This window comes from Arenimonas sp. (assembly GCF_022842045.1).
Taxonomy (GTDB): domain Bacteria; phylum Pseudomonadota; class Gammaproteobacteria; order Xanthomonadales; family Xanthomonadaceae; genus Arenimonas.
The window spans coordinates 44,447-64,696 of record NZ_JALHQI010000008.1 but is presented as its reverse complement, the minus strand read 5'-3'; the positions used below and the strand labels follow the sequence as shown (position 1 = coordinate 64,696).

The following is a 20,250-nucleotide window of genomic DNA, read 5'->3' as shown; positions in this document are numbered from 1 at the left end:
GCTGGCGGCCGCGCGCCGCCAGATCGACCGCCAGCGGCTGAGCCTGCCGCCGGGCGACAACGCCATGGCGTCGCTGCGCGCCGCCCTCGCGCTGGCCCCGCGCGAGCCGGCCATCGCCCGCATGTCCGACGAGGTGATTGCGTTCTACGCCCGCCGCATCGTCACGGCGGCCGAGGCGGGCAAGGACACCGAGGCGCTCGACGACCACGCCCGCGTCGCGCCCTTCGTCGGCGACATGGCGCGCGCCGACGGCCCGGCCTGGACATCGATGCGCGAGGCGCTGGTGCCGGTGCTGCTGGCCCGCCTGCAGGCCGGGCTGGACGCAATGGACGCCGACGCGGTGGCCCGCACGAAGTCCCTCGCCGGCACGCTGGGCATCGAGTCCAGCCAGCTCGAACCGGCCTGGTCGCAGTCCGTGCGGTTGCCCAAGGCGGGCGATGCCATCGACGACAACGGCGTGGCCATGGTGCTGGTGTCGCTGCCGCGCGACGGCCGCCCGGGCCTGGCCGCGATGCGGGCGGAAGTCACGCGCGCAGAGTACGCCGCGTTCGACGCCGCCACCCGGCGCGCCGACGCCCGCTGCCGCAACCGCATCGCGCCGATTTCGCTCAAGCGCCGCGGCTGGGACGACCCCGGCTTCAGCCAGGCCGGCAGCCACCCGGTGGTCTGCGTCAGCTTCGATGATGCCCGCGCCTACGCGCAGTGGCTGGGCAGCCGCAACGGCAAGACCTACCGCCTGCCCACGCGCGCCGAATGGGTGCCGCTGGCGAGCTACCGCGGCACCGGCAACGCTTGCCGCGACGGCCGAATCGCCTGCGGCAGCGAAGGCACCGTGGCCGCCAGCCAGGGCCCGGCCAGCCACCTCGGCCTGACCGGCATGCGCGGCAACGCCCGCGAGTGGCTGTCGGACTGCGACCGCGGCTGCACCCGCCGGCTGGCCGGCGGCATCGGCTGGCGCGACCCGTCGGCCCGCGCCAATCCCACCGGCACCAATGACTTCGACGCCGACACCGGCTTCGACGACATCGGCTTCCGCCTGGTGCGCGAAGTCACCGCCGAGGAACTGGCCGCGCGCTGATTGCCCTACAATCCGGGCATGCGACGCCTACGCGCCTACTTCTTCACCGGCCTGCTGACCCTGCTGCCGATCTGGCTGGTCTGGATCGTCTTCAAGTTCGTGCTTGCGCTGCTGTCCGACATCAGCCAGCCCTGGGTCGGCCCGGTGTCGGTGCGGCTGGCCTCGTCGCATCCCGAGTGGCTGGGCTGGATGGACGACCCCTGGGCGCAGTCGGCGTTCGCGGTGGTGGGCACGGTGCTGGTGATCATCGCGGTCGGTGCACTGGCGCGTCGCGTGGTCGGGCAGCGGCTGCTGGCCTGGTTCGAGGGCCTGATCGCGCGCATCCCGCTGCTCAAGACCGTTTACGGCAGCGCGCGCAAGCTGCTCGACCTGCTGCAGACCAAGCCCGACGGCACCCAGCGCGTGGTGCTGATCGACTTCCCGCACAGGGAGATGAAGTGCGTGGGCTTCGTCACCCGCGTGGTGCGCGAGGAAGGCACCGGCCGCGAGCTGGCCGCCGTGTACGTGCCGACCACGCCGAACCCGACGTCCGGTTATCTCGAGATCGTGCCGGTGGACCGGCTCACGCCCACCGACTGGACGGTGGACGAGGCCATGGCCTTCATCATTTCCGGCGGCGCGGTGAGTCCCGACAGCATCCCGTTCCAGCGCGCGGGCGACACGCCGTGACTGGCCAGGAGCGCGCCAACCGGCTGTTCCTGGTGCTGGCGGCGTTCTTCGTCAGCAATGCGCTGCTGGCCGAGTTCATCGGCGTGAAGATCTTCGCGCTGGAAGAAACGCTGGGCCTGGCGCCGTTCGAGTGGAACCTGTTCGGCCAGAGCGGCTCGCTCAACTTCACCGCCGGCACCCTGCTCTGGCCCATCGTGTTCGTGATGACCGACGTCATCAACGAGTTCTACGGCAAGCGCGGCGTGCGCTTCATCAGTTGGCTGGCGGTGGTGTTGATCGTGTACGGCTTCGTGTTCGCCTACCTCGCCATTTCGCTGGCGCCGGCGTCGTGGTGGGTGGGCGTGGCCGCCGACCAGGGCGTGCCCGACTACCAGAAGGCCTTCGCGGCGGTGTTCGGCCAGGGCATGTGGACCATCGGCGGCTCGCTGGTCGCCTTCCTGGTCGGGCAGCTGATCGACGTGAGCGTGTTCCACCGCATCCGCCGCGCCACCGGCGAGCGGATGGTCTGGCTGCGCGCCACCGGTTCGACCGCGGTGTCGCAGCTGGTGGACAGCTTCATCGTGCTCTACATCGCCTTCGTGCTGGGCCCGCAGCAGTGGCCCACCAGCCTGTTCCTGGCGGTCGGCAGCCTGAACTACGCCTACAAGATGGCCGCCGCGATCGCGCTGATCCCGCTGCTGTACCTGGTGCGCCGCGGCATCACCGCCTACCTCGGCCACGGCCAGGCCGCCCAGTTGCGGGCAGCGGCGGCCCGGGACTGACCCGCGGGGGTGGGGGGCTTGGCCGACCCCACCCAGGATTCCCGTTCGATTCCGGAAGCCTGCCAATAGCGGCAGGCTGTCGGAACCAGACTTCCCAGGGGAAATCCATGAACCACCGCCGATCCCGATACTCGGTACTCGCCCAGGCCGTGCTGTTGGCCCTGGCCGGCCTCGCCCCCGCCGCCACGGCGCTCGCCCAGGAGGCGGCAAGCGACGAGGAGAAGGTCACGACCCTCAGCGAAATCACCGTCACTGCGCAGAAGCGCGAGGAAGCGCTGCAGGACGTGCCGGTCGTGGTCACCGTGCTTTCTTCCGAAGCCCTGGCCGACGCGGGTGTTCGCGACATCAAGGACCTGCAGCAGGTGGTGTCGGGCCTCACCGTCACCAGCACCCAGAGCGAATCGCTGACCACCGCGCGCATCCGCGGCATCGGCACCGTGGGCGACAACGCCGGCCTGGAGTCGTCCGTCGGCGTGGTGATCGACGGCGTCTACCGCCCGCGCAACGGCGTGGGCTTCGGCGACCTGGGCGAGCTCGAGCGCATCGAGGTGCTCAAGGGACCGCAGGGCACCCTGTTTGGCAAGAACACCTCGGCCGGCGTGATCAACATCATCACCAAGCGCCCGGACTACGAGCGCTCGGCCGAGCTGGAGCTCACCGCCGGCAACTACGGCGCGTTCGGCGTCTCCGCGTCCTACAACGATGCCATCGGCGAATCCGCCGCGTTCCGGCTGTTCGCCGCCAAGCGCGAGCGCGACGGCTTCCTGGACGTGACCACCGGCGCCGGTCCGCGTACCCAGTCCGAGGACCAGGACCAGGACTTCCACACCTTCCGCGGCCAACTGCTGCTCGAGCCCAGCGACACCGTGGACATCCTGGTGAGCGGCGACTTCAGCGAGCGCGACGAGAACTGCTGCAGCGCCGTAACCCTGATCCGCGGCCCCACCGCGTCGATCCTCGACGCCCTGTCGCCTGACAGCGGCGTGATCCCGGTCGCCGATCCGTTCAGCCGTCGCGCCTTCTCCAACCGCAGCACCGGGCAGTCCGTGAAGGACCGCGGCGGCAGCGTCCAGGTCGACTGGGATTCCCCGTGGCTGGGCGGCGCGACCTTCACCTCGCTCACCGCACTGCGCCGCTGGCAGTCGGCCAACGGGCTCGACTTCGACTACAGCACGGCCGACCTGCTTTACCGCGAGCCGACCGAGGGCGACAACTTCAGCCGCTTCGAGACCTTCAGCCAGGAGTTCCGCCTCAGCGGCAGCACCGAGCGGGTGGACTGGCTGGTCGGCGCCTTCTATGCCGATGAAACGCTGGACCGCAACGAGGCCTACCGGGTCGGCGCGGCCTACGAGCCCTACCTGTCGATCGCCCTGCTCTCGCGCATCAACCCGCTGCTGGCCACCAGCCCGACCGCGCCGCTGTTCCTGTCGCAGGCCTCGGGCCGGCCGTTCGGCACCGTGTTCGCGGGCCACGCGGCTTCCGACCGCTATGCGCAGGACGCCCGCAGCCTCGGCCTGTTCACGAACAACACCTGGCATGCGACCGACGCGCTGGACCTGACCCTGGGCCTGCGCTTCACCGACGAGCGCAAGGAGCTCGATTCCCGCTACAGCAATCCCAATGGCAGCCTGGGCTGCGCTGCCATGCTGTCCAACCCGGCGCAGGTGGTGGCTGCCCTGGTGGCGCGCGGCCTGACGGTGGCGCAGGCCTCCGCCGCGGCGCCGCAGGTGGTCGGCTTCGCCTGCCTGCCCTGGACCAACGTCGCCCACAACGGCCGGGCCACCCGCCAGGAACGCGACGAGTCGGAGTGGTCGGGCACGCTCAAGGCGGCCTATCGCTTCAACGAGCAGGTGATGGGGTATGTGTCGGCGGCCCGCGGCTACAAGGCCGGAGGCTTCAACCTGGACCGCGTGCAGTCCAACACCGGCCTCTCCAGCGGCACTTCGGGCATCGTGCCGGTCAACGACACCTCCTTCCCCGGTGAGTTCGTCGACAGCTACGAGCTGGGCATGAAGACCACGTGGCTGGGCGGCAACCTGCTGATCAACGGCGCCGTGTTCCACCAGGAGTACAGCGACTTCCAGCTCAACAGCTTCCTGGGCACCAGTTTCGTGGTCCGCTCGATCCCGGAAGTGACCTCGCAGGGCGTGGACGCCGAGCTGCTGTGGCAGCGCAACGGCCTGATGCTGCAGGCCGGCCTGACCTACGCCGACACCAAGTACGGCAACGACCTGCTGCCCGATGCCGACCTGGCGCTGCTGCCCGGCAGCCGCACCAGCTTCGCACCGAAGTGGTCTGGCACGACCTCGGTGGGCTACGAATGGGACGTGGGCGGCAACTTGCGCGCCAGCGCCTACCTCGGCGCGAAATTCATGTCCGAGTACAACACCGGCTCCGACCTTGACCCGGAGAAGCTGCAGGACAGCTACACCGTGGTCAATGCACGGATGACGCTGGGTCGTCGCGATGGGCGCTGGGACGTCGAACTGTGGGCCCAGAACCTGACCGACGCCGAGTACGTGCAGGTGGCCTTCGACGCGCCGCTGCAGGCCGGCAGCTGGAATGCCTTCCTCGGCGCGCCGCGTACCTACGGCGCCACGCTGCGGCTGCGCTACTGAGCCTTCGCCCGCCGCCGCGGCCGGGGGCCGCGGCGGCAGCGACCGGCTAGGCCGCCGGCGGCACCTCGTCCTCGTTGAGCACCTGGCCTTCGCGCTGCGGCGGGCGCAGCGGCGCCTGGCGCATGCGGGTGTTGTTGTGCATCAGGTCGGCGCCGGCGCGCACGTTGCCCGCGGCCAGCTCGAGCGCGAAGCGCTCGGCGTCGAGCCGGCGCACTTCCATCATGGTGCGGCCGGCCTCGATCTCGTCGACGCCCAGGCCGCGCAGGGCGGCGCCGCCGAACTGCACGGCCGACTCGAAGGTCTCGCGGACCTGGTAATCGACGCCGATCCGCGCCAGCTGCAGCGCATGCTGGCGGTCGAAGCTGCGCACCAGCACCTTGGCCTGCGGGAAGGCCGTGCGCGCCAGCTCGGCGATGCGGCTGGCGGCCTCGCGGTCGTCGATGCACACCGCCACCACCCGCGCCTTGCCGGCGCCGGAGGCGTGCAGCACGTCCAGGCGGCCGCCGTCGCCGTAGTAGACCTTGAAGCCGAAGTCGGCCGCGGACGTGATCATGTCGATGTCGTTGTCGATGATCGTCACGTCCACCCCGCGCGCCAGCAGCGCCTGGCTGGCCACCTGCCCGAAGCGGCCGAAGCCGATCACCAGCACGCTGCCCTCCAGCCCGTTGGCGGCCTCGACGCCGGCCATGGACGGCGCCAGCCGCGGCATGAAGCGCCGCGCCACCAGCACCACCAGCGGCGTGAGCACCATCGACAGCACGATGATCGCCGTCAGGTTGGCATTGACGTCGGCGTCGATGATGCCGACCGCCGCGGCGGCGGCATAAAGCACGAAGGCGAACTCACCGCCCTGCGCCATCAGCACGGCCCGGTCCATGGCCTCGCCGTGCGGGCTGCGCATCAGCCGCGCCACGCCGTAGATGCACAGCCCCTTGGCCAGCATCAGCACCGGCACGGCAACCGCGATCAACTGCCAGTTCGCAGCCACCACCGCCAGGTCCAGCGACATGCCGACGGCGAGGAAGAACAACCCCAGCAACAGGCCGCGGAAGGGTTCGATGTCGGCCTCGAGCTGGTGCCGGAACGCGGACTCCGACAGCAGCACGCCGGCCAGGAAGGCGCCCATCGCCATCGACAGGCCGCCCAGGTCCATCAGCAGCGCCGACCCCAGCACCACCAGCAGCGCCGCGGCGGTCATCACCTCGCGCGCCTTGGCGGCGGCCAGCAACCGGAACAGCGGATTGAGCAGCCACAGCCCGACCACGACCAGGCCGACCAGCGAGGCCACGCCGATCGCCACCGACAGCCAGCGCGCCGCCGCGCCCGCGTCCGCGCCCGCCGGGGCCAGGAAGGCGACCAGCGCAAGCAGCGGAACGATCAGCAGGTCCTCGAACAGCAGCACCGACACCATCTTCTGCCCTTGCGGCAGCGCGATGTCGCCGCGCTCGCCCAGCAGCTGCATGACGATGGCCGTGGACGTGAGCACGAAACCCGCGGCCGCGACGAACGCGACCTTGGCCGGGAATCCGAACGCCAGGCCGATGGCGGTCATCACCGCCGTGGCCAGGCCCACCTGCAGGGCGCCCAGGCCGAAGATCTGGTGCCGAAGGTGCCACAGGTGCGAGGGCCGCATCTCCAGGCCGATGATGAAAAGGAACATCACCACGCCCAGCTCGGCCACGTGCAGGATCGCCGCCGGATCGGCGAACAGCGCGAATCCGAACGGTCCGATGGCCAGGCCGGCGGCCAGGTAGCCCAACACCGAGCCCAGGCCCAGGCGACGGAACAGCGGTACCGCCACCACCGCCGCGGCCAGCAGCACCACTACCCGCGCCAGGTCGCCGGCGCCATTCTCCACGGCCATGTCCACCCCTTCGCTATCGAGTCGTCAGGAGCTTTTTACCGCAACCCGGTGACAGCCGGGGCTGGACGGCCCGGCGGCAGCAGGACATCCTGCCGCACGCCCCCACCCCTTGGTCATTGCCCATGCGCCATCCCCTGCTTTTCCCGCTCCTGGCCGGCTGCCTGGCGCTCGTCCTGTCCGGCTGCGGCCGCGACCAGCCCGACGACGCTGCCGCCAACGACGCCAATGCCACGGCGCAAGACGCCGAGGATGCCGACGCGGGCGAGGCGGGCGACGACGGCGACGCGCTGCCGCCGATGCTCTCACTGGACGCCAGCCACCTCGATCCGCTCGCCCGCGGCATCGCGGCCGAGAACGCCCACCTGGAGCAAGCCGTGCGGCAGCTCCAGGCCGCCGACAGCGATGCCGCGCAGCTGCGCGCCCTCGCCGCGATGGAAGCGGAGCGACTGGACGCCGTCGGCGCCGAGGCCGCTTCGCTGCAACCGCACGCCTACCGCTGGCTGCGCGACGCCCTGTACGAGCATCTGGGCGCCGTTGACACCCGCGTGGCGCTGGAGGCGCAGTACGGCAGCATCGATACCACCGGCATGGACGAGGCCACCGCGGCCAAGGCGCGACGCGAGGCCGCCGAAGTGATGGCCGCCCTGCCCGATCCCTACGCGGACCTCGATCCTGCCCTTGCCCGGGCGCTGCGCGAACGGCAGGTCGAGTTGGCGGCGCTGCGCACGGCCAACATCGGACTGCTGCTCAAGGCCGTGGACGGCTGATGCCCATCGTGCCGCCGGACGTCGCCGACGTACTGGATCGAATCCTCGCGTTCCTGCGCGGCATCGGCCTGCCCGTGCGCGAGGCGGCGGTCGACGACGAGGCCTTCCTCCCGGGCATCCGGATCGAAGGCGGTGGCCTAGTGTTTGATCGCGCGCGCCTGCGCTGGCCCGGCGACCTGCTGCACGAGGCCGGCCATCTGGCAGTGCTGCCGCCGGCGCGGCGAGCCGCGGTATCCGACGACCTGCCGGGCCACGATGACGTACCGCACGCCGGCGAAACCGAAGCCACGGCCTGGGCCTACGCGGCCACCGTGGCGATCGGCCTCGACCCGGCGGTGCTGTTCCACGAAGGTGGCTACCACGGCAAGTCCGCCAGCCTGGTGATGACCTACGCCATGGGCGTCTACCCGGGCGCACATGGCCTGGTGCAGGCCGGGATGACTGCCAGCGGAACGACGGCTGCGCAGCGGGGCGAAGCCACCTATCCGGCCATGCAAAAATGGCTGCGGGAATGAACACTCCCCAGGCCAACGACCGGAGGCAACGCCCATGCTCGCCATCGCCCTGTCCACCGCCCTCGCGGTCGCGCCCACCCCGCCGCTGGCCGAAGAGCGCATCTTCGAACGCGCCAGCGAACTCCAGCCGTGGTGCCGCCAGGAGGCCGAGGCCCATTTCATCGGCCAAGGCATCGAGACCTACCAGTGGACCTCGTCGTATTCGGAAAGCGGCCGGATGCTGCAGGTGCGCGGCACCCTGCGCGCCGGAGGCCGGGACGTCGCCGTGACCTGCCGCGTGGCCAGGGGCGCGCGCGAACGCTACGCCAGCATCCTCATCGACCCGCCCTGAGCCGCCGGCCGTGCCCGGCTCAGTCGAGCCGCGGCCACGCCGAGGCGTCCAGCGTCTCGCGGTAGCCGTGCCAGGCGCTGTAGGCCAGCCACGGCATCACCACCACCAGGCCCAGGTAGGCAGTCAGGAAACCGAGCGCGGTCAGGGCCGCGATGATCGCCGCCCACAGCGCGCACACGCCCTTGTTGCGCAGCACGGCATTCACGCTGGAGATGCCGGCGGTGACCATGTCCACGTCGCGGTCGGCGATCATCGGCAGTGAAAACGCCGCGACCGCGAAGGTCAGCATCGCGAACACCGACCCGGCCAAGGAGCCGATCAGCAGGAACTCCAAGAGTGCGTGCGTGCTGCCGTCCTCGATCGGCACGAAGGCGTTGACCATCATGCCGGCGCGCGACCACAGCAGCAGGATCACCAGCTGCACCAGCGCAAACACGCTGGCCTGCCCCGCCACCCGGCGCGCCAGCACGAAGCTGTCGCGCAGGGTCGGCCGGCGCCCGGCTTCCAGCGCACGGCTGACGCAGTAGAGCCCGACCGCGATCAGCGGCGCCACGAACACGAAGCCCGACAGCAGCGTCGCCAGCAGCGCGAAGCGCCCCAGCGACCAGGCCAGCGCCGACACCGCCACGCTGACCGCCAGGATCACCGCGCCGAACAGCAGGCTCAGCCCCGGCGCGCGCCGGAAGTCGCGCCAGCCCAGGGCCAGCCAGCGCAGCGGTGCACCCGGGGCCAGCCCGGCGCAGGGCACCACGAACGGGCGGCTGTCTTCGTCGGGCGTCATGCGGGGTGCGCCTCCGGGGATCTGGCGCGATCCTAGCAAGCCAGGGGCCGCGCCCGGCGCTACGATGGCGGCAGCCAACCCAGGGGAGCCCGGCCATGGCCGAGAACAAGACCCAGCCCACCGATGCCAGCGTCGAGGCCTTCCTGGCCGCGATTCCGGACCCGACGCGGCGCGAGGACTGCCGGCGGGTGGCGTCGATGATGCAGGCCGCGGCCGGCGCGCCACCCGTGATGTGGGGCGCGTCCATCGTCGGATTCGGCCGCTACCGCTACACCTACGCCAGCGGCCGCAGCGGTGACTGGCCGATCATCGGCTTTTCGCCGCGCAAGAACGACCTCACGCTGTACCTGATGCCGGGCTTCGAGCAGCACGCCGACCGGCTGGCGAAACTGGGCAAGCACAAGACCGGCAAGAGCTGCCTGTACCTGAAGAAGCTCGCCGACGTGGACCTCGCCGTGCTCGAGGAACTGATCGCCTGGTCGGTGCAGGCGATGGCGCCGCAGCGCACCGACCTTCCCGCGCGCTAGACCTCGCGTTCCTTGCCGGGCCGCGCCAGTTCGACCGCGGTGCCGCGTTCGCGCAGCTTGCCGGCCAGCGCCTCGCGGGCGTCGTCCTCGCCGTGCACCAGCACCACCGGCGGCTGGTTGGCGAAGCCGGAGTACCAGTCCAACAGGCCCGGCTGGTCGGCGTGAGCGGACAGGCCGCCCACGGTGTGCCGCTGCGCGTTCACCTGGATCTCCTCGCCCAGCATCTTCACCTGGGAAGCGCCGTCCACCAGCCGGCGTCCGAGCGTGCCGCGCGACTGGTAGCCGACGAACATCAGGTGCGCCTGCCGGCGGCCCAGGTTCTGCCGCAGGTGGTGGCGGATGCGGCCGCCGTTGCACATGCCGGCACCGGCGATGATGATCGCGCCGCGCTCGTGCGCGTTGATGCCGCGCGACTCCTCCACGCTCTCGGTGTAGCGCAGGTTCGGCAGCCGGAACGGATGCAGCTGGCCGCGCCAGACGTCGCGCGCCTTGCTGTCGAACAGGTCGACGTGGCGGTCGTAGACCTCGGTGACCTTGGACGCCATCGGGCTGTCGAGGAAGATCTTCCAGCGATCGAGGTTCCAGCGGTCCCAGTAGCGTGCGAACCAATACAGGATTTCCTGCGTGCGGCCGACCGCGAAGGCCGGGATCAGCAGGTTGCCGCCGTCGGCCCAGGCGTGTTCGAGCACTTCGCCGATCTCGGTGACGGTGGCGGCGCGGTCGCGGTGGGCGCGGCCGCCGTAGGTCGCCTCCAGCAGCACCAGGTCGGCCTGCGCCACCGGCTCGGGGTCGCGCAGGATCGGCGTTCCCTTCATGCCGATGTCGCCGGAGAACACGAGCACGCGCTCGTCCACGCCGCTGCGCGCGCGCAGCTCGACCGTGGCCGAGCCGAGGATGTGGCCCGCCTCGCGCAGCTGCAGGGTGAGGCCGGGCAGGATTTCGGTGGGCGCGTGGTAGGGCAAGGCGCGCACCTGCCGCATCACCTGGCCGACGTCGGCGCGGGTGAACAGCGGCTTGTGCCTTGCGTGGCCGTCCTCGTTGCGCTTGTTCGCGTACTCGGCGTCCATCTCGGCCAGGAAGGCGGAGTCGTCGAGCATGATCTTCAGCAGGTCGGCGGTGGCGGCCTGGGTCCAGATCGGGCCGGTGAAGCCGCGCTTGACCAGCACCGGGAGGCGGCCGCAGTGGTCGATGTGGGCGTGGCTGAGCACCACCGCGTCCACCGAGGCGGGGTCGAAGGCGAAGGGTTCGAAGTTGCGCTTCTCGTCCTCGTCGCTGCCCTGGATCAAGCCGCAGTCGAGCAGGACGCGGCGGCCGCCGACTTCGACTTCGTGGCAGGAACCGGTGACTTCCCCGGCGGCACCGTGGAAACGGACTCGCATGCGCGTTCCTTGCAGGACGGACCGCTTATGTATCGCAGAAACGACGACGGCCGGGCAAGCCCGGCCGTCGCGTGGGTGCATGGCGACGGGATCAGCGCTTGGCGCCGAGCTCCTCGAGCAGGCCCGGGGCCGGGAAGACCTCGTCCATGATCCACAGCATGTAGCGGTGGTCGACCGCGATCATGCGGGTCATGGTCGGGTCGAACACCCAGTTCGAGCTCACGCTCTCCCAATTGCCGTCGAAGGCCAGGCCGACCAGCTCGCCCTTGCGGTTGAGCACCGGGGAACCGGAGTTGCCGCCGGTGATGTCGAGGTCGGAGAGGAAGTTCACCGGCACCCTGGCCTTCTCGGCGGCGCTCATCTTCGCGATGGCGTCGAGCTGGGCCTTGGGCGCGTCGAACGGCTCCTCGCCGGTGGCCTTGGCGACCAGGCCGTCGAGCGTGGTGAACGGCGTGTAGGCGACGCCGTCCTTCGGCGAATAGCCCATCACGTTGCCGTAGGTGATGCGCAGGCTGAGGTTGGCATCGGGGTACACGCCCTGGCCCTGGCTGCGCTTGTAGGCCTGCACGGCGGCCAGGTAGACCGGGCGGTGGCGGGTGCTTTCGCCGCCGCGGGCCTTGGCCTTGTTCTCCTGCTCGATCACCGCCGGCTGCAGCGCGACCGCCAGCTTCACCAGCGGGTCGGTGCTGGTCTCGAACGCGGCGCGGTCGGCCTTCAACAGCGCGAGGCGGGCCTCGGTGTCACCGACCTTCGTACCGGCGTAGGTCTCGTCCAGGGCGCGCTGGATGGCGGCGGCATCGTTGCCGCCCAGCCAGGCGTCGATGGCGGCGACGCGCTGGTCGGCCGGCAGCTTCACGTACTCGGCCAGCCAGTAGGCCATCAGCTGCTTTTCCATGCCCGGGTCGTAGCGGCGCTCGAGCTGGCGGGTGTTGCCCTCGATGCCCGGCAAGTCGCGCTCCTGGTAGCCGGGCGCGCGCTCGGCGTTGGGCTTCTCGTTCTCGGTGGCCAGGCGGTAGAGGCCGCGGATGTTCGACAGCAGGCCGGTGCCGGCGATCTGGCCCACGACCAGGTCGCGCTGGCGCGTCTCGCGGGTCTCGGCCGCCAGCGCCACCAGGCGGGCGTGCGCGTCCAGCGCGGCCTTGCCTTCGTCGCCGCGGCTGCGCAGCCAGGCCAGCACGGCCTCTTCCTCGGCGCGCTTGGTGGCCGCGGCGTCGATGCGCGCGAAGCCCTCGAGCTGGCCGTCCCAGTTCTTGCTGGCGTTGTTCCAGCCGCGCACCGAGGTGGCGTACTTCACCTCGATGTCGGGGTTCTGCTTACCGGCGGCGTCGACGATGTTGATCAGGTTCTTGAGGTGCTGCCCGACCACCGGGTACTGCCAGCCCGAAACGTTCTGGAATTCATCGAACAGGGCGTAGCGGTTGGTGGTGCCCGGGTAGCCGGCCACCATCACGAAGTCGCCGGCGTCGAGCGCCTCGGTGGCGAGCTTGAGGTGGTGCTTCGGGCGGAAGGGCACGTTGTCGGGCGAGAACGCGGCGGGCTTGCCGTCCTTGCCGACGTAGGCGCGGTAGAAGGTGAAGTCGCCGGTGTGGCGCGGCCACATCCAGTTGTCGATGTCGCCGCCGTAGGCGCCGATCGCGTTCGGCGGCGCGTACACCAGGCGCACGTCCTTGATCTCGATCTGGCGGAACAGGCGGTAGGTCTGGCCGCCGAAGAAGCTGTAAACGGTGCAGCGGTAGCCGGGCTCGGACTCGCACTCGGCGATCAGCGCCTTCTGGGTGTCCTCGAGCGCTTTCTGGCGGGCCAGGCCGTCCTGGTCGGGCGAGGTGGCGGCCAGCATGCGGTCGGTGACCTCGGTGATCTGGTCCATCACGTAGACGCGGGCGTTCGGGCCGGCGGAGAGCTCCTGGTCGCGGCTGGCGGCCACGAAGCCGTCGCGCATCAGGTTCTTCTCGGCGGTCGAGTTGAGCTGGATGGCGCCGTACGCGCAGTGGTGGTTGGTGACCACCAGGCCCTCGGGCGAGACCAGTGACGCGGTGCAGCCGCCCAGCGCGACCACCGCGCCCATCGGGTCGCCGGTGAGATCGGCCAGCTGGCGCGGGTTGAGCGTGAGGCCCGCCTGCTTGAGGGGACCGGCGATTTCCGGCAGCTGCTGGGGCACCCACATGCCTTCCTTGGCCTGGGCGGCGAAGGAGAGCGAGATGGCGGCGACGAGGACGGCAAGACGCATGGTGACTCCTGGGTTCGGCGGCGAAACCCCAAGCCTAGCAGCGCCGGCGATTGCGGGGGCGTGAGGGCGGAGTAGACTTTCGACAGGGGACAAAAGGGGGGCGACCATGCGTGTGCTTGCGTTGTGCATCCTGCTGCTGGCGGCGGCCAGTGGCCCGGCCCGGGCGCAATCGCCCGGCGACGCACTGGCCGGCCTTTGGGTCACGCTGTGCGCAGGCGCCGCGCCAGGCTCCGACCTGGCCGCGCGCTGCGCCGAGATCTTCGCCGGCGGGCCCGGCAGCCGCGACGGCGCCGCGGCGGGCAATTTCCTCGGCGAGATCCCCGGACAGGGCCGCGCCGCCACGCGTGACGGTTCGCCGGATGATGCTGCGCTGCGACAAGAGCTGGGTGCGGGCTGGGCACTGTTCGCATCGGCGGATGTCGGCCGGCTGACCCGCCGCGATGGCGTCAACGAAGCGCCGTTCGATGGCGATACCGGGGCCCTGACCGCCGGGGTCGACTGGGCGCCGGGCAATCGCTGGCGGCTTGGCCTGCTGCTCAACCATGCGCGCGATTCGCTCGACTTCCTGGGCTCGGACGGCAGTACCCGCACCCGCTTCACCGGCGGCGTCGCCACCGGCGGCTGGTCCCTTTCCGACGCAGTGGCGCTGGACGGCTACGCCGGCGCGCTGCGGGGCGAGTACCGGCTGCGCCGGCAAATCGACTACACCCTGCTCAGCGGCGTCAGCGTGCGCAGCCTGGCCTCCGCCAGCCCGGACGCCGACCGCCGCATCGCCGGGCTGGGGCTGACCTGGTTCCGGCCCGCCGGAGCCTGGGAGTGGCAGCTGGGCGCCGGCGTGGACTGGCAGCGCACGGACATCGACGCTTACGCCGAGACCGGCGGCGCCGGCCTGGCGCTGTTCGTGCCGGGTCGCAGCATCACCAGCCGGCGCGGCCGCCTCGACGCCTCGCTGGCGCGCAATGTTTCCGCGGACTGGGGCGTCTGGCAGCCGATGGCACGCCTGGGCTGGCGACGCGAGTTCGCCAACCCCGCGCGGCCGCTGGGCGTGCGCTTCGTGGGCGATGCCAACGGCACCGCGGTCGTGTTCGAGACCGATGACGCCGACACCGGCTGGGCCGAGGCCGGGGTGGGCGCGGTGTTCGTGTTCACCGGAGGGCATTCCGGCTTCATCGAATACCGCCAGCGGCTGGGCCATGACTTCCTGCAGGAGCGGCTGCTGGCGCTGGGCTGGCGCATCGAGCTGCCCTGAGCGCCCCCCGGGCGGCCTTTCCGGGCGGTTCACGCCCGGCGGGTATAATCGCCGCCCAACCGGCCCGGACGGGCCCACGCGGACGCAGAAGAATGGCACAGCCGATGATGAAGGCGCTGGTGAAGCGCCACGCCGAGAAGGGCATCTGGATGGAACAGGTGCCGGTGCCCACGCCGGGCCCGAACGAGGTGCTCGTCAAGCTCGAGAAGACCGCGATCTGCGGCACCGACCTGCACATCTACAAGTGGGACGAGTGGAGCCAGCGCACGATCAAGCCGGGCCTGGTGATCGGCCACGAGTTCGTCGGCCGCGTCGTGGGCATGGGCCCGGGCGTCACCGGCTACAAGGAAGGCGACCGCGTCTCGGCCGAAGGCCACATCGTCTGCGGACACTGCCGCAACTGCCGCGCCGGCCGCCAGCACCTGTGCCCCAACACCGTGGGCATTGGCGTGAACCGCGACGGCGCCTTCGCCGAGTACATCGTGATGCCGGCCTCGAACCTGTGGCCGATCCCGGACAGCATCCCGTCCGAACTGGCCGCGTTCTTCGATCCCTACGGCAACGCCGCGCACTGCGCGCTGGAGTTCGACGTGGTCGGCGAGGACGTGCTGATCACCGGCGCCGGCCCGATCGGCATCATCGCCGCGGGCATCTGCAAGCACATCGGCGCGCGCAACGTGGTGGTCACCGACGTCAATGACTACCGCCTCAAGCTGGCCGCCGACATGGGTGCGACCCGCGTGGTGAACGTCTCCAAGCAGTCGCTCAAGGACGTGATGAAGGACCTGCACATGGAGGGCTTCGACGTGGCGCTGGAGATGAGCGGCAACCCGCACGCCTTCAACGACATGCTCGACTGCATGTACAACGGCGGCAAGGTCGCCCTGCTCGGCATCCTGCCCAACGGCGCCGGCATCAACTGGGACAAGGTGATCTTCAAGGGCCTGGTGCTGCACGGCATCTACGGCCGCAAGATGTACGAGACCTGGTACAAGATGACCCAGCTGGTGCAGTCGGGCTTCCCGCTGCAGAAGGTGCTGACCCACCAGGTGCACATCGACGACTTCCAGCGCGGCTTCGAACTGATGGAGTCCGGGCAGTGCGGCAAGGTGGTCTGCAGCTGGGGCTGAGCCGCCGGTTTCCGGGGCCGCAATGAAAACGGGGCGCCTCGCGGCGCCCCGTTTCCTTTTGCACTGGCGATGCGATCAGCCGCCGATCGAGAACGTCAGCACGAAGCGCTCCTCGGCGGCGCCGCCGAAGTTGAAGTCGCCCTCGCTGTCGGTGTCGTAGTAGCCGATGGCGGCGTTCACCGGGCCGAAGTCGCGGTTGAAGCCGACCGACCAGTCCATGTAGTCCTCGAGGCCGGTCGAGCTGCCGAACATGCTCTTGCCCAGGCTGACGTCGAAGCCCACGCCGTTGCCCATGTCCCAGCTGCCGGCGGCGCCGAAGTAGTGGCCCTTGGCGCCGAGCGCGTAGACGTCGTTGGTGTAGCCGTACGAGAACGTGAGCGTCTCGTCCCAGCTCAGGCTGGTGATCAGCTCGTTGTAGTCGCTGTTGCCGAAGTCGTTGTCTTCGCCGATGTAGTTGTAGCGGACGAGCTGGACGTCGAAGTTCCAGCTGTCGCTGAAATCGGTGCTCCAGCCGACGTAGGTGTCGATCTCGAGGTCGGGGCCGCCAGTGCCGAAGTCGACGTTCGAACCCCAGACGCCGACGTAGAAGCCGGAGTCGAAGTTCAGGTCGGCGCCGAGCTGCAGGGCCGGCTCCTCGTCGGTCTGCGACACGCCGCGGAAGACGTAGTCGCTGGTGAGGGCGGCGTTCCAGCTGTAGATGGACGATTCGTCCTCGGCGGGTGCCGCGTCCTCGCCCATCTCGTCCTGGGCGGAGGCCAGCATCGGCAGCGCGATCAGCGCGGCGGCGAGCGCAAGCGAAAGCTTCTTGTGGTTCATCGGGAAGTCCTCTGTTTTCTTGGGGCGAAGTGCAGCGGTTGTGGTCTTCTTTGTTGCTATATCCGTCCGTTTCGGATTCCCGGCCGGGGTGTTGAAAATAATGGCCGCAGTGTCTCCCAGCCCGGCGGGACAGGCATGCCGCAATGCAGCATAGCGCCGGGCCGCGGCCCGGTCGACGCCCCGCGTGGCCGCCCCGGAGCGGGGTCGGGTTCGGAACCCGACCCCGCTCCGGGGCCTTGCCGCGGCCGGGCCTGACCGGGGACGCGCTGAATCCGGATAATGGCGTCCTTACCCGCCCGACGAGCCCCCTTCCCCATGTCCGACGCCGCCCTCGCCCGCTACGCCGCCGAACTCGACGCCATCCGTGACCAGGGGCTGTTCAAGGCCGAACGCATCATCACCGGGCCGCAGTCGGCCGAGATCACCCTGGACGACGGCCGCACCGTGCTGAACTTCTGCGCCAACAACTACCTTGGCCTGGCCGACAGCCCCGAGGTGATCGCGGCCGCCAAGGACGCGCTCGACACCCACGGCTTCGGCATGGCCTCGGTGCGCTTCATCTGCGGCACCCAGGACCTGCACAAGGAACTGGAGGCGAAGATCGCCGCGTTCTTCGGCAAGCAGGACACCATCCTCTATGCCGCCTGCTTCGATGCCAACGGCGGCCTGTTCGAGCCGCTGCTGGGCGAAGAGGACGCGATCATCTCCGACGCCCTCAACCACGCTTCGATCATCGACGGCGTGCGCCTGTGCAAGGCCAAGCGCTACCGCTACGCCAACTCGGACATGGCCGACCTCGAGAAGCAGCTGCAGCAGGCGCGGGCCGACGGCGCGCGGACGATCATGATCACCACCGACGGCGTGTTCTCGATGGACGGCTTCATCGCGCCGCTGGACCAGGTGGTGGCGCTGGCCCGCAAGTACGACGCGCTGGTGCACATCGACGAATGCCACGCCACCGGCTTCCTGGGCGACACCGGCCGCGGCAGCGCCGAGGTCAAGGGCGTGCTGGACGGCATCGACATCATCACCGGCACCCTGGGCAAGGCGCTCGGCGGCGCGCTCGGCGGCTTCACCACCGGCCGGCGCGAGGTGATCGAGCTGCTGCGCCAGCGCTCGCGTCCGTACCTGTTCTCGAACTCGCTGCCGCCGCACGTGGTGGCCGCGGGCAGCAAGGTCTTCGACATGCTGGCCGCCGCCGGCGACCTGCGCGCGAAGCTGCAGGCGAACACCGCCTACTTCCGCGAGCGCATGGCGGCCGCGGGCTTCGACCTCAAGCCCGGCGTCCACCCGATCGTGCCGGTGATGCTGTACGACGCGCCGCTGGCGCAGAAGTTCGCCCAGCGCCTGCTCGAAGAAGGCATCTACGCGATCGGCTTCTTCTTCCCGGTCGTCCCCAAGGGCCAGGCCCGCATCCGCACCCAGATGAGCGCCGCCCACACCCGCGAGCACCTTGACCGCGCGATCGCTGCCTTCACGAAGGTGGGCCGCGAGCTGGGCGTCATCGGCGGGTGAGCCGCGCGCGCAAGCGCCTGCTGGTGTTCGGCGGGCTGCTGCTGGCGTGGCTGGCGCTGCTGCGCTGGGGGAACGACGTCGCGATCGCGTTCGAGGACGACGCGCCCAGCCGCAGCCACGGCACGCCCGGCAACGGGCGGCTCGAGAACGGCAAGCGGCTGCCCAGCCGGGGCGACAATTTCCGCGCCTATTCCTCGCTGGGCACCTTGATCGGGCGCAATGCGATGCACCACGCCGTCCGCGATTCGGTGGTGGACGCCTACGCTGCGCTCGCATCGTCGCGCCCCGACACGCGCTACGTGTATGCCGAGACGGGCTGGCCCTCGGGCGGTCGGTTCCGGCCCCATCGCACCCATCGCAATGGCATGGCGGTCGACTTCCATGTGCCGGTGACCGGCGCCGACGGCCGGTCGCGCTGGCTGCCCGCCTACTCCTGGAACCAGTGGGGCTATGGCCTGGAGTTCGACACCGACGGACGACTGGGTGGGCTGCGCATCGACTTCGACGCGATCGCCGCGCACCTGCTGGCGCTCGATGAGGCGGCGCGGGGGCATGGCCTGCGCATCGAGGTCGTGATCTTCGACCCGCCGCTGCATGCGGCGCTGTTCGCGGCCGAGGGCGGCGATCGCCTGCGCCAGCGCGTGCGCTTCAGCCCGCGGGCCGCGTGGGTGCGGCACGACGAGCACTACCACGTGGTGTTCGCGCCGGCGCGCTAGCCGCGGATGCGCGCCATCGACAGCGCATCCACGAACGAGCCGTCGCGGAAGGCGTAGTCGCGGTGCCGGCCCTCTTCGACGAAGCCGTGGCGGGTGTACAGGGCGATGCCGGCGGCGTTGTCGGCGTAGACCTGCAGCTCGAGGCGCCGCAGATGCAGCCAGCGGTCGGCCAAGTCGATGGCCGCCGACAGCAGCGCGGTGCCGACGCCGCGGCCCTGCCAGTCGTCGCGCACGCCCATGCCGAGGTCGCCGACGTGGCGGCGCCGCGGATGGGTGCCGGCATACAGGCCGAGCTGCCCGACGACCTCGTCGCCGGCGCAGGCCAGCAGGATGTGTGCGTTCGGGTCGACCGCCTGCAGGCGCTGCCGCCACAGGTCCAGCGAGGGGAACGGCAGCTGCAGGGTCCCGGCCTGGGCGCGAGGCGCCGCGTAGATGGCCTGCACGGCAGCGAAGTCGTCGGGTTCGGCGCGGCGGATGGTGATCGGCGGGGTCATGGCTTCAGCGGGTCGCGGGAGGGGCGAGCCCCGATACTTCCGCAGGCGTGAGCTCGCGCCAAGCCCCCTTGGGCAATTCGCCCAGCGCGATGCCGCCGATCGCAACCCGGACCAGGCGCAGCACGCCCAGTCCGTGGGCGGCCAGCAGGCGGCGGATCTGGCGGTTGCGGCCTTCGTCCAGGACGATTTCCAGCCAGGCGTTGCGGGTGCCGCTGCGCAGCACCACGACCGACTTGGCGGCCAGCGGCTCGCCCTGGTCCACGACCCCCGCCACCAGCGCCTGCAGAAGCGCCGCGTCGGGGATCGCGTCGACCTGCACGTGGTAGGTCTTGTCCAGGCCCTGCTCCGGATCGGTGATGGCAGCGGCCCAGGCCGGGTCGTTGCTCATAAGCAGCAGCCCTTCGCTGGCCTGGTCGAGCCGGCCCACCGGCGCCAGCCAGGGCAGCCCGCTGCCGGCGAGGCAGGCGTAGACGGTGTCGCGCTGGCGCTCGTCGCGCGCGGTGGTGACCAGGCCGCGCGGTTTGTTGAGCGCGAGGTAGACGCGGGCACTGGCGCCGAGCGGAGCACCATCCACCGTGACCCGGTCCAGGCCCTGGCGCACCGGATGCTCCGGGTCGGCCACGGGCCGGCCGTTCACCGCGACGCGGCCGGCGCGCACCCATTCGGCGGCCTGGGTCCGAGAACAGAGCCCGGCCTTGGAGATGACGCGCGCCACACCGTGGCGCACGGTCGCCGACGAACGCTGGGAAGAGCGCGATTGCATCCGCGCAGCATGGCGCATGCGTAGTCAACACGGCTAGTCTTGGCGCGTGG

General features: G+C 70.5%; 19 protein-coding genes. 12 read left to right on the top strand and 7 right to left on the bottom strand.

All coding sequences use genetic code 11. The features are described from left to right. The 4 genes from Q0C12_RS03505 to Q0C12_RS03490 form a co-directional block, all read left to right on the top strand. Window positions 1–1,078, top strand: a 1,078-nt coding sequence (locus Q0C12_RS03505) for an SUMF1/EgtB/PvdO family nonheme iron enzyme (protein ID WP_290886258.1), incomplete at its 5' end; no start/stop codon positions are given. Window positions 1,079–1,096: 18 nt separating this feature from the next. Continuing rightward, window positions 1,097–1,747 (top strand): DUF502 domain-containing protein, encoded by a 651-nt coding sequence (locus Q0C12_RS03500; RefSeq protein ID WP_290886255.1) that lies wholly within the window; start codon window positions 1,097–1,099, stop codon window positions 1,745–1,747. Further along, window positions 1,744–2,508, top strand: a complete 765-nt coding sequence (locus Q0C12_RS03495) for a queuosine precursor transporter (RefSeq protein ID WP_290886252.1) — start codon at window positions 1,744–1,746, stop codon at window positions 2,506–2,508. Before Q0C12_RS03500 ends, Q0C12_RS03495 begins: the two co-directional genes overlap by 4 nt. Before the next feature lie 107 nt (window positions 2,509–2,615). Then, entirely contained in the window at window positions 2,616–5,126 is a 2,511-nt protein-coding gene (locus Q0C12_RS03490) for a TonB-dependent receptor (protein ID WP_290886249.1), read from the top strand. 46 nt (window positions 5,127–5,172) lie between these two features. On the opposite strand, the gene Q0C12_RS03485 is transcribed toward Q0C12_RS03490, so the two are convergent. Continuing rightward, window positions 5,173–6,990 carry a monovalent cation:proton antiporter-2 (CPA2) family protein gene (locus tag Q0C12_RS03485; protein WP_290886246.1) on the bottom strand — a complete coding sequence of 606 codons (1,818 nt, stop codon included), beginning with the start codon at window positions 6,988–6,990 and terminating at the stop codon, window positions 5,173–5,175. Window positions 6,991–7,112: 122 nt separating this feature from the next. Between Q0C12_RS03485 and Q0C12_RS03480 the strand changes: the two genes are divergently transcribed. Genes Q0C12_RS03480 through Q0C12_RS03470 form a run of 3 tightly spaced genes read left to right on the top strand, consistent with a single transcriptional unit; the run spans window position 7,113 to window position 8,603 of the window. Continuing rightward, window positions 7,113–7,757 (top strand): hypothetical protein, encoded by a 645-nt coding sequence (locus Q0C12_RS03480; RefSeq protein ID WP_290886243.1) that lies wholly within the window; start codon window positions 7,113–7,115, stop codon window positions 7,755–7,757. Further along, window positions 7,757–8,272: a hypothetical protein gene (locus Q0C12_RS03475; RefSeq protein WP_290886240.1), complete on the top strand. Its 516-nt coding sequence runs from the start codon at window positions 7,757–7,759 to the stop codon at window positions 8,270–8,272. Before Q0C12_RS03480 ends, Q0C12_RS03475 begins: the two co-directional genes overlap by 1 nt. A gap of 34 nt (window positions 8,273–8,306) precedes the next feature. Continuing rightward, window positions 8,307–8,603 carry a hypothetical protein gene (locus Q0C12_RS03470; RefSeq protein ID WP_290886237.1) on the top strand — a complete coding sequence of 99 codons (297 nt, stop codon included), beginning with the start codon at window positions 8,307–8,309 and terminating at the stop codon, window positions 8,601–8,603. Between the two features lie 19 nt (window positions 8,604–8,622). Here the strand turns inward: Q0C12_RS03470 and Q0C12_RS03465 are convergent, their stop codons facing one another. Further along, entirely contained in the window at window positions 8,623–9,384 is a 762-nt protein-coding gene (locus tag Q0C12_RS03465; RefSeq protein ID WP_290886234.1) for a DUF2189 domain-containing protein, read from the bottom strand. A 95-nt stretch (window positions 9,385–9,479) separates the two neighbouring features. On the opposite strand from Q0C12_RS03465, the gene Q0C12_RS03460 reads away from it, so the two are divergent. Next, window positions 9,480–9,911 carry a DUF1801 domain-containing protein gene (locus Q0C12_RS03460; protein WP_290886231.1) on the top strand — a complete coding sequence of 144 codons (432 nt, stop codon included), beginning with the start codon at window positions 9,480–9,482 and terminating at the stop codon, window positions 9,909–9,911. Here Q0C12_RS03460 and Q0C12_RS03455 read toward each other — a convergent pair. Continuing rightward, complete coding sequence (locus Q0C12_RS03455; RefSeq protein ID WP_290886227.1) at window positions 9,908–11,290, bottom strand: MBL fold metallo-hydrolase; 1,383 nt, start codon at window positions 11,288–11,290, stop codon at window positions 9,908–9,910. The two genes, Q0C12_RS03460 and Q0C12_RS03455, sit on opposite strands and share 4 nt — an antisense overlap. A 91-nt stretch (window positions 11,291–11,381) precedes the next feature. Next, on the bottom strand, window positions 11,382–13,454 hold the full coding sequence (locus tag Q0C12_RS03450; RefSeq protein ID WP_290886265.1) for a S46 family peptidase: 2,073 nt from the start codon (window positions 13,452–13,454) through the stop codon (window positions 11,382–11,384). Window positions 13,455–13,623: 169 nt separating this feature from the next. On the opposite strand from Q0C12_RS03450, the gene Q0C12_RS03445 reads away from it, so the two are divergent. Beyond that, window positions 13,624–14,766, top strand: a complete 1,143-nt coding sequence (locus Q0C12_RS03445; protein ID WP_290886225.1) for an autotransporter outer membrane beta-barrel domain-containing protein — start codon at window positions 13,624–13,626, stop codon at window positions 14,764–14,766. Window positions 14,767–14,858: 92 nt separating this feature from the next. Next, complete coding sequence (gene tdh, locus Q0C12_RS03440) at window positions 14,859–15,896, top strand: L-threonine 3-dehydrogenase (protein WP_290886223.1); 1,038 nt, start codon at window positions 14,859–14,861, stop codon at window positions 15,894–15,896. Between the two features lie 75 nt (window positions 15,897–15,971). Here tdh and Q0C12_RS03435 read toward each other — a convergent pair whose 3' ends face one another. Continuing rightward, complete coding sequence (locus Q0C12_RS03435; protein WP_290886221.1) at window positions 15,972–16,712, bottom strand: TorF family putative porin; 741 nt, start codon at window positions 16,710–16,712, stop codon at window positions 15,972–15,974. A gap of 315 nt (window positions 16,713–17,027) precedes the next feature. On the opposite strand from Q0C12_RS03435, the gene kbl reads away from it, so the two are divergent. Both kbl and Q0C12_RS03425 read left to right on the top strand, forming a co-directional pair. Then, entirely contained in the window at window positions 17,028–18,227 is a 1,200-nt protein-coding gene (gene kbl, locus Q0C12_RS03430; protein ID WP_290886218.1) for a glycine C-acetyltransferase, read from the top strand. Continuing rightward, entirely contained in the window at window positions 18,224–18,943 is a 720-nt protein-coding gene (locus Q0C12_RS03425; RefSeq protein WP_290886216.1) for a hypothetical protein, read from the top strand. Before kbl ends, Q0C12_RS03425 begins: the two co-directional genes overlap by 4 nt. Here Q0C12_RS03425 and Q0C12_RS03420 read toward each other — a convergent pair. Both Q0C12_RS03420 and Q0C12_RS03415 read right to left on the bottom strand, forming a co-directional pair. Continuing rightward, window positions 18,940–19,437 carry a GNAT family N-acetyltransferase gene (locus Q0C12_RS03420; protein ID WP_290886214.1) on the bottom strand — a complete coding sequence of 166 codons (498 nt, stop codon included), beginning with the start codon at window positions 19,435–19,437 and terminating at the stop codon, window positions 18,940–18,942. The genes Q0C12_RS03425 and Q0C12_RS03420 overlap by 4 nt on opposite strands. 4 nt (window positions 19,438–19,441) lie before the next feature. After that, on the bottom strand, window positions 19,442–20,200 hold the full coding sequence (locus tag Q0C12_RS03415) for a pseudouridine synthase (RefSeq protein ID WP_290886213.1): 759 nt from the start codon (window positions 20,198–20,200) through the stop codon (window positions 19,442–19,444). Window positions 20,201–20,250: the final 50 nt, after the last annotated feature.